The sequence below is a fragment of the Blautia glucerasea genome, from assembly GCF_013304385.1.
Lineage (GTDB): Bacteria > Bacillota > Clostridia > Lachnospirales > Lachnospiraceae > Blautia_A > Blautia_A ammoniilytica.
Window position 1 is genome coordinate 45279 of record NZ_JAAITU010000025.1, and the last position, 9739, is coordinate 55017.

9 protein-coding genes are annotated in these 9739 nt (G+C 44.2%); 1 reads left to right on the forward strand and 8 read right to left on the reverse strand.

Translation table 11 applies throughout. From position 1 onward, the window contains the following. The 7 genes from G5B11_RS10850 to glyA all read right to left on the reverse strand — a co-directional run bounded on the left by G5B11_RS10850 (position 1) and on the right by glyA (position 7610). Entirely contained in the window at positions 1-501 is a 501-nt protein-coding gene (locus tag G5B11_RS10850) for a tRNA (cytidine(34)-2'-O)-methyltransferase (RefSeq protein ID WP_158419998.1), read from the reverse strand. A gap of 59 nt (positions 502-560) precedes the next feature. Further along, on the reverse strand, positions 561-1280 hold the full coding sequence (locus tag G5B11_RS10855; RefSeq protein ID WP_173728155.1) for an AIR synthase-related protein: 720 nt from the start codon (positions 1278-1280) through the stop codon (positions 561-563). A 140-nt stretch (positions 1281-1420) separates the two neighbouring features. Beyond that, positions 1421-3067: a B12-binding domain-containing radical SAM protein gene (locus G5B11_RS10860; protein ID WP_173728158.1), complete on the reverse strand. Its 1647-nt coding sequence runs from the start codon at positions 3065-3067 to the stop codon at positions 1421-1423. A gap of 14 nt (positions 3068-3081) precedes the next feature. After that, entirely contained in the window at positions 3082-3381 is a 300-nt protein-coding gene (trxA, locus tag G5B11_RS10865) for a thioredoxin (protein ID WP_158419995.1), read from the reverse strand. Positions 3382-3474: 93 nt separating this feature from the next. After that, a complete protein-coding gene (locus G5B11_RS10870; RefSeq protein WP_173728160.1) occupies positions 3475-4380 on the reverse strand; it encodes an NAD(P)/FAD-dependent oxidoreductase in 906 nt (301 codons plus the stop codon). Between the two features lie 4 nt (positions 4381-4384). Next, positions 4385-6214: a DUF6020 family protein gene (locus tag G5B11_RS10875; RefSeq protein ID WP_173728163.1), complete on the reverse strand. Its 1830-nt coding sequence runs from the start codon at positions 6212-6214 to the stop codon at positions 4385-4387. Positions 6215-6371: 157 nt separating this feature from the next. Further along, a complete protein-coding gene (gene glyA, locus G5B11_RS10880; protein WP_173728165.1) occupies positions 6372-7610 on the reverse strand; it encodes a serine hydroxymethyltransferase in 1239 nt (412 codons plus the stop codon). A gap of 310 nt (positions 7611-7920) precedes the next feature. Here glyA and G5B11_RS10885 point away from each other — a divergent pair, with 310 nt between their 5' ends. Beyond that, a complete protein-coding gene (locus G5B11_RS10885; protein WP_173728167.1) occupies positions 7921-9123 on the forward strand; it encodes an iron-containing alcohol dehydrogenase in 1203 nt (400 codons plus the stop codon). Positions 9124-9165: 42 nt separating this feature from the next. On the opposite strand, the gene G5B11_RS10890 is transcribed toward G5B11_RS10885, so the two are convergent. Then, a partial coding sequence (locus G5B11_RS10890; protein ID WP_173728169.1) for a phosphatase PAP2 family protein occupies positions 9166-9739 on the reverse strand: 574 nt, incomplete at its 5' end.

A 9739-nucleotide genomic window follows, 5' to 3' on the forward strand; every position in this document is an offset into this window, starting at 1 on the left:
CTATTTCCATTCGTAATTTCTTAGATGCCCCTGCAGATTCATATGGGAAAAATCATGCTGACGTAATGCCTCATAAAGCACGATGGCCACAGAATTGCTTAAGTTCAGGGAACGGATATCCCCTATCATCGGGATCCTTACACAGGTATCCTGATGATCCACCAGGATATCTTCCGGAATCCCTGCGCTTTCTTTTCCGAACATAATATAACAGTCCTCTTCATAAGACACATCTGTATAAGTCTGTGGTGCCTTGGTAGTGGCATAATAAATCTTTGCTCCTGGATTTCTTTTCAGGAAGTCTTCATAATTCAGATAAGTGGTCACATCCAGATCTTTCCAGTAATCCATCCCAGCACGCTTAATAGCCTTTTCATTTAAATGAAAGCCAAGAGGCTCGATCAGATGCAGCCTGGTACCTGTTGCCACACAGGTACGACCGATATTTCCGGTATTTGCCGGTATTTCCGGCTCATGTAATACAATATTTAAAGCCATAATAGGATCCTCCTGTTATTTAAAAAGCCCCAGCCTGGCATTTCACAATGCTGGCCGGGGGATCATCCAAGAATGCCTCGGCATTCTTGCTGCGAGGTGCGCGTCATGCAATTGCATGACATACTTCTCCTGCGCACCTCTGCAATCCTGCCGGAGGCTATATCAGCTGGGGGATTGACTCCCAGCTGGTATAGTTCATCTTCTGCCGGACGGTCAAGATAACGGAAATTCTCACCGCTGTACAACAGGCGGTCATTTCCCGCATTTGCCTGTCCGATCACCGCAGCAGGAAGTCCAGCCGCCTGACATTTTCTCACCAGTCCCTCTCCTGATGGGATACCTGCCAGAAAGGCGCCATCAGAGCGCAGCCTGTAAAGATTCAGATCCAGTACCTCGCATAATTCCACAGTTTCCTGACGAACGGGAACCTTCCTGAAATCTGCCACAAGTCCTGTGCCGGATACCTCTGCTACTTTCCAGAGGCCGCTTAAAAATCCGCCTTCACCCATAGGATAGATCACATCTGCCCCTGCTGCCTCTGCCATTTTCCACACAAAGCCATTTTCTGTTAAATCCTGGACACCGTATCTCTCCCTGGCGTATAACATATCCTGGATAAACCCTTGGGAAAAGCGCATCTCCAGCTTTGTCTTTTTATCTTTCGCCAAAAGTCTTGTGCCTTCCAAAGCCACAGCACCAATAACTACCAGTTCATCCCCTGGCTTCAGTCTCCCTGTTATTTCCTGCTGCAGCACTTCCATGACCTGTTTTTTAAGTTTCATCTGCTTTCCTCCCCTATCCTGTTTACAGCAGGAGAGAGAGCACAGTAGGAACCACCATTGCCAGCACAAGAATGATAGCGATCACCGCAGTGATCAGTTTTCTTTTCTTCGGATCAAACATTCCCATCACATCGAACCTCCTATAATCTGATTTCTTCTGTCAGTGCATTACCTGTAAGCGGATCCTTTTTCTCATAATCAAACAAAAGAACCCTTCCATCCCAAAACACCTGGATATGAGCTGTCTTTGGAATATTTTCCTGTTTTCGGTATGCCCATATCTTTTTCTCCTCTGCTTTCTGGTCTTTTGCAAAGGATGGACGGCTTTTCAGCTTTTCCCGAAGATACAGATCCAACACAAGTGCGTCTGCACCTTTTTGTACATCTCCCTGCTTCAGGCTTTCTATAAATTCAAGAAGGATCTCATATCTGCGCAGCCGGTTATGGGAAATACAGTCATATCCCTTTTGCTCATAAAACCTGCCTAAAGCTTCATACATGGTAAAGCTGTCAGGAAACAAAGTCTCCACATATTTTAATGAATTTTCAAACTGTCCACTATTATAGTACACTTCCACCATGTTTTCCACCTTTTTCAGATTTAAAACATCTTCATAAGTAATCCAGTTAGTGGAAAGCACCTCATAGGGTTCTTTTTCTTTATGTACAATGCCATACTCTTTTTCCATTTGTTTCATCAGGGACCCTTTCAGAACCTTAAGGAAACCCAGCTGAAACTGCTGGGGACTCAATGCATATACATCATTAAAGGAATGATGAAAACTGTCATAATCCTCATATGGAAGTCCTGCGATCAGATCCAGGTGTTGATGGATGTTGCCAAAGCTGTGGATTCTTTCCACAATCTGGCAAATCCTTGAAAAATCTGTTTTTCTGTGAATAGCCTCAAGCGTCTGCAGATTGGTAGACTGTACACCGATCTCCAGCTGAATCAGTCCCGGACGCATGGTGGCCATCAATTCCAGCTCTTCTTCCCGCAAAAGATCTGCTGCAATCTCAAAGTGAAAATTAGTGACCCCATTATCATGTTCAACAATATATTTCCAGATTGCCATGGCATGATCATGTTTACAGTTAAAGGTACGATCCACAAACTTTACCTGTGGCACCTTATGATCCAGGAAAAACTGCAGTTCTTTCCGCACCAGATCAAGGCTTCTGAATCGCAGTTTTTTATCTACAGAAGACAGGCAGTAGCTACATGAAAAAGGACAGCCCCTGCTGCTTTCATAATAAATGATCCTATGGTCAAAATCCTGCAGATCCTTATATGGAAAAGGAACCTTGCTAAGATCCATGATTTCTCTCCATCCATTATGGAGAACCTGGTTTTCTTTACGAAATGCGATCCCCCGGATCTGTTCCAGGCTTTTCCTATGATCCACATAGTATCCGGCAAGCTCCAGAAAGGTTTCTTCTCCTTCGCCCACCATCACACCGTCAAATGCAGGATTGGCCGCAAGAAAGGCTTCTGCATCAAAGGATACCTCTGGCCCGCCTGCCCAAAAAGGTACAGACGGAAGCACCTTTTTCAGGTCTTCCGCCAGTTCCTTTACAAACGAGATGTTCCAGATATAGCAGGAAAAGCAGATCACATCCGGCTTTTCCTCGTATAAATCCTTCATGATCTCATCTTTCTGCTGATTGATGGTATATTCTTTTAAAAGAATATGCTGCTGATACTGCCTGGCATAAGCCTGCAGATCATATACTGCCAAATTGGAATGGATGTATTTTGCATTACATGCAGCAAGAATGATCTTCATATCCGTCTGGACCTTTATTCCTGAAGAAGGGCCTTCAGTTCTTCTTTAGATGTAAGGCCGATCATTTTTTTGTATTCTTTTCCGTCTTTAAAAACGATCAATGTAGGAATACTCATAATCCGGAATCTCTGTGCCAGTTCCGGCTGTGCATCCACATCTACCTTGCCTACTGCAAAGCCTTCTTCTCCCAGTGCTTCCACGATAGGCCCCTGACGCATACATGGACCACACCAGGTTGCCCAAAAATCAAGCAAAACCGTTTTCTCTGACTGAACTACCTCTTCAAAATTCTGTACTGTAACTGTCTTTACCATAAAGCATTCCTCCTTATTGTTTGTTTTTGTGATACCGTAAATCTTATCTTTTCAGATGATCCGGCAGACTTTTGGTCTTTACTGGTACTTCTATTATTTATCCCTGGCTCTTGTGCGCACATACTGTACCGCAGAAAGTCCTGCCTTCGCGCCTTCATAAACAGCCTTTGCCACCTGAAGAAGTCCACCTGTACAATCTCCTGCCGCAAAAAGTCCGGGAATGGTACTTTCCATATTTTCATTGACCTGTATATTGCCCTTTTCTGTAAGGACTGCCCCCATCTGCCTTGCAATGGATGCACTGCCTGCAGTTCCGGAAGCCACAAAAACGCCTGCCACAGGAAGGATATTTGCCTGAGCAGATTCTGTATCCATTGCACTGACCTCCGGTGAAAAACAAATCCCCGTAACCTGGTCATCTCCCTGAATCTTTTGGATCTTTGCTGTATTAACAGGAAATTTTGCCTCTCCGGAAAAATCCGGTGCACTTCCATTGGTGCAAATAGTCACCTTCGATGCCATGGGTGCCAGTTCTTCTGCTTCATGAAGAGCAAATTCTCCATTTCCCAGCACTGCCACCTCTTTTCCACGATAGAAGAAAGCATCGCATACTGCACAATAGCTGACACCTCTGCCCTCCAGCTCCTTCAATCCCTGGATCCCTGGGGTCTTACGCTGGCTGCCAGTTGCCAGGATCACACATTCTGCTTCCAGATTCCCTGCCGTTGTCTTAATTTCAAAAGTATCAAATCCGCTGACTCCCAGAACCTGAGCCTCCATAAAACGGACTCCCAGCTCTCTGGCCTGAGAAATCCCGGTTTCATGAAGTTCTTTCCCTGTCATGGACTTTGACAGGCCATAGTAATTCTGGATCAGTTCGGCTTTATCAAGGGCACTGCTTCCCATACTGATCACCAATGGCTCCATATTCCCTCTGGCTGCATATAAGGCAGCAGAAATCCCTGCCGGTCCGTCCCCTATGATCACAATTTTTTCCAAGCAATCACCTGCTTTCTTCTGATTTATCTGTAAATTCCTTTTCTCCGTATCCAATACACCAGTACACAACTACCGGCATACATGCAATAAGCGGCAGCACATAGCGGAACATTCCATTTACCGGAGAAGCAACACAGATAGCTACATTCAAAGCCGGTGCTGCCAAAGCCAATATCCCCTTTCCACGCTTCCTGTAAAACAGGTAGCCTGCAAGGATCAGGAGCATCCAGGTATATGCACCGGAATTACTGATCTGGGCAAACCCGGGAACATTTCTCCACAAATATGCATATTGAGCCATCACACTCCTGGCCTCATTTGGGAACACATAGTCATATTCAAACTGATACTCTGTAAAGGTTTTATTATATAACCGGTAAGGTCCCTGTGCCGTATTATGGTAAAATGGATAAAAATATCCGTAAGTATTATGAAGGGTTGCTTCAATATAAACCCCAGGATGCTTTTTAAACATGGAAAACCAGGCTTTGAAATAATTCATCAGCTTTTCTTTTGTAATATTCCCGGTGCGGTAAGTGGCTTTTACCGGATCAGACAACTCCGGATTATATCTTTGTGCTAGCTGATCATAATTCAGGATCTGGTTAATGGCATCTTTCTCTTCTTCTGTAACATCCTCCGGATAAGACCGTACATATCTGGCAGTCTGCTGGAAAGGAATGGAAAAATAAACCCTGCTGGAAATAGAAGAAATACCAAGAGCAGGTGCCACCGCTTTCTCAGAAACTGAATAACATCCAAACACTGCAATCGCCAGCGCCAGAACCACCAGTCTCTGTCTCTTTGCCACAAAAAAGATCAGGAAAACCATGGAAACAAAGACCATATAAATTCCGTTATTCCTGCAGAAACAGGTAAGTATCCCCACAATGGCAAGCTGTATCAGCTGTGATGACAGTCTTTTGCCGCTTCTTTTCTGAAGCGCAGGAATAGCGCATTCTGCATACAATGCCATATAAAGGGCAAATACTGCACTAAACATACTATCCTTGATCACAGTCTGGGCATAAGTACCAAACATAGGCATCAGACCGAAAAACAGTACAGAACCTACATACAGCTGCTTTGGTGCTTTCCATTTTTTTAAACGGCTGCATACACCGGAATAGCAGTAGCACTCCAGAAGGGATGTGACCAGTATGATCAGAAAAACTCCCATATTATCATTGATCAGCCTGCCAATACTCATAAGCAGTCCTACAAACATAGTCAGCACCCAGGCATGCCTTGTAGTAAACTTCTCACCGCCAAAGTACATATCCAGCTGTCTGTATCCATCTGCAGGAACAGAGCCAGGGAAAAATATAATGATCCACGGCAGCCAGCAAAGATAAATGACAAGGAACGCCCACAAGTGGCTATGCTTTTGAGCAAATGCAGGCAACGGCTTCTTTGCCCTGATCTGATACAGATTCAATCTGGACAGCCAGCCATAAAATATGCTTAGAGTCACGTCAAACAGAATAAAATACCCTGCAAAAGTAAGGAAAGCAATCACCATCTGCTTACGGTTACCCATAAAAAATACCCAGCTTCCCTGCGTGGAATAACTGATACCGATCAGCATGCACACCGAAAAGAACGCAGCCAAAAGATGGGTGATCCACTTACTCTCTTCCACGAACCTGTCCCACACTTTATAATAAAACGCAACCAGCGCTGCCAATACGATCAGTTTGTCCAAACGTATCCCATTTAATTCACTATTCAGTGTCCTTAAAAGGCCATTGGCTTCTACAAACTCTCCTGACAGGGCAATAGCAGCGGCACTCCAGAACGCAGCTATCACAGATATCCATTTTCTTTTATTCATAAATCAAGTTCCTCCTGAATCTCTGTCAACTCTCCTTATCTTAACATTCACGCCCTTTAAAATCAAGACAGGCCTGCACATAAAAGAACCTTCTGTATCAGAGCATTCCCGTCTAATCCAAAAGGTTCTTTGTAATGTTCTTTGCAATTGTAAAAAATTAACCAACCAGTGGGTACTTATCGGTAAGTCCTTTCACCAGTGCCTTTGCTTCTTCCTGATGATCCCTGCTTTTCAGCATTAAAGCTATGGCTTCTGCGATCACATCCATATCCTCCGGCTTCATTCCCCTGGATGTAACAGCCGGTGTTCCAAGGCGTACACCACTTGTTACAAATGGAGACTGAGGATCATTTGGGATGGCATTTTTGTTGCAGGTAATATTCACTGCATCCAGAAGGTTCTCCATCTCTTTTCCGGTTACTCCCAGATTTCTTAAATCTACAAGCATCAGATGATTGTCTGTTCCTCCAGAAACAATATCCACACCTCTCTTCATAAGACCAGCACATAAAGCCTTTGCATTTTCTACTACCATTCTTCCGTATTCCTGGAATTCCGGTTCCAGTGCTTCCTTAAAACAAACAGCCTTTGCTGCGATCACATGCATCAGCGGACCGCCCTGGATCCCAGGAAATACTGCTTTGTTAAAATTAAACTTCTTGGCAGTGGCCGCATCACTGAGGATCATACCCCCTCTTGGTCCACGAAGTGTTTTGTGAGTGGTGGTGGTAGTCACATCTGCATAAGGAATGGGGCTTGGATGCTGTCCTGCTGCCACAAGTCCTGCAATATGTGCCATATCAACCATCAGATATGCCCCTACTTCATCTGCAATCTCACGGAATTTCTTAAAATCAATGATCCTTGCATAAGCACTTGCACCTGCCACGATCAGCTTAGGTCTGCATTCTCTGGCAATACGGGCAACTTCTTCATAATCGATCACACCATCATCATTTACACCGTAGGAAACTGCTTTAAAATAAGTTCCGGACATATTTGCCGGACTTCCATGTGTCAAATGCCCTCCATGGTTCAGATTCATGCCAAGCACTGTGTCTCCAGGCTTCAGCATTGCAAAAAATACAGCCATATTGGCCTGTGCACCGGAATGCGGCTGAACATTTACATATTCACAGCCAAAAAGCTTCTTTGCCCGTTCAATAGCAAGAGTCTCAACTTCATCCACGCAAACACAGCCACCATAAAATCTTTTCCCAGGATATCCTTCTGCATATTTATTGGTAAGAGGGCTTCCCATAGCTGCCATAACTGCTTTACTCACCCAGTTCTCGGATGCGATCAGCTCAATATGGGAGTTCTGTCTTTCAACTTCTGACTTGATCAGCCCTGCAATCTCAGGATCTACTTTCTGGATTTCTTCAAATGAATACATTCCTGCTCCTCCTATAACATAAGGGTAGTTTTCTCTTTTCTTTTAAAGCGTTACCAAATTATAGTATATATGGTTTCATGGTATATGTCAACAGTAAAAAGACATTTGTCCGTCTCACAAGAACTTTTTGATTTATTTCTTTTCTTATGAAGCTCTTATGAAGATTTTGCAATTTATTTTGACTAATTCCTGTTTTTTTGATTTAATAAGAATATGATGATTACAGTGTCAAAAGGTCTGAAGCCACCTGTGCTCGCACATAAGTGGATGTAAATATAAAAACCATCGATTATTACGTGAAAGGATTATTATGAGAAATTTTGAATACTATACTCCTACCCGTATCATATTTGGAAAAGATACTCATTACCAGATCGGGGAACTTTTAAAGCAGGGCAATTATAAAAAGGTTCTGATTCATTACGGAAGCGGCAGCATAGTCCGATCCGGCCTTTTAAAAGAGATTACAGACAGTCTGGATACAGCAGGCGTATCCTATGTTACCCTTGGCGGTGTGGTACCTAATCCCCGGCTTTCCAAAGTCTACGAAGGGATCCGTCTGTGCCGGGAAGAGCAGGTGGATTTTATCCTTGCGGCTGGTGGAGGCAGTGTGATCGACTCTTCCAAAGCCATTGGGTATGGAGCTGCCAATCCCTGGACCGATGTGTGGAACTTTTTCCTGAAGAAAGAAACTCCAACAGCCTGTCTTCCTATTGGCGTGATCCTTACCATCGCAGCCTCCGGCAGTGAGATGAGCAGTTCCGCTGTGATCACCAACGAAGACGGCTGGTTAAAACGTGGCTGCGTAAAAACCGATCTGTGCCGTCCTAAATTTGCCATTTTAAATCCACGGCTTACTTATACACTTCCTCAGTATCAGACAGAAAGCGGATGTGTCGATATTCTGATGCATACTATGGAACGATATTTCGTAAATCTTGAAACAATGGAAATAACTGACAGCATCAGCGAATCTCTTATGCAGACAGTTATCTATAACGCCCGGATCCTGATGAATGAGCCGGGGAATTACAATGCACGGGCAGAGATCATGTGGGCCGGTTCCCTGTCTCACAATGGTCTTACCGGCTGTGGAACAGGCGGCGGCGACTGGGCCTGCCATCAACTTGAACATGAACTGGGCGGTCAATACGATGTGACCCATGGTGCAGGTCTTTCTGCTTTATGGGGAAGCTGGGCCAGATACGTATACAAAGAAAATCCGGAGCGCTTTGCCCAATTTGCCACAAATGTATTTCACATTCCCTGTGGGCTGGATTTTGAAAAAACAGCCCTGCAGGGCATTCAGGCTATGGAAGACTTCTTCCATTCCATCCAGATGCCTACCAGCCTTCATCAGCTTGGACTGGATCTGACCGACAGCCAGATCCATGATCTTGCCTTTCGCTGCAGCTTTGAGGATACACGTACCATTGGAGTGTTCATGCAGCTGAATATGAAAGATATGGAAAAGATCTACCATATGGCCAATGCCGATCATACAAATGCCTGAATAAGATGATCATCCTAATATTGAAGGGTGTGCGGTTACATTTTATTTTCCAATAAATGTGAGCAACTGTACGTAATATTGGTCAGCCAACATAATTCCCAGGATCCTGCTGATCAGAAAAAGGGGAACTGCCGTCAGCACATCGATTAACGTATGCTGTTTGGTTGTAAGAGTTGACAATACGATCATGACAGCAATCGAAGCTGTCACTATCCGAATCCACGGGTTCATTCCCACACATATAAAAGAAGTACAGATAATCAGAAAACAACTGGAACAATGCAGGCTTGGTGCACAGTTCAGTCCACGGTAGCTGCCATGATAAATAAGCTTCATAAAATCCCCCCAGAAGCCATCTGGCGGCACCGGCCTCTGAAAAGAAGTGGGATAGATCAAATAACATGCTACACTAAACACGATTTCTATTACCATGGTCATCAAGTAACTGCAATATGAATAAGGATCCGTCTGGAAAACCACCAGAGGATAAACAGCGATCAGCGGAAACCAGAAGCAATAAGGCAATACCGTCCATGGAAGAAAAGGAATCTTCTCATCTACCGAGACTGTAATTAATTCTGTGTAAATTCTAAAAGAGCTATATATCCTCTTGGAT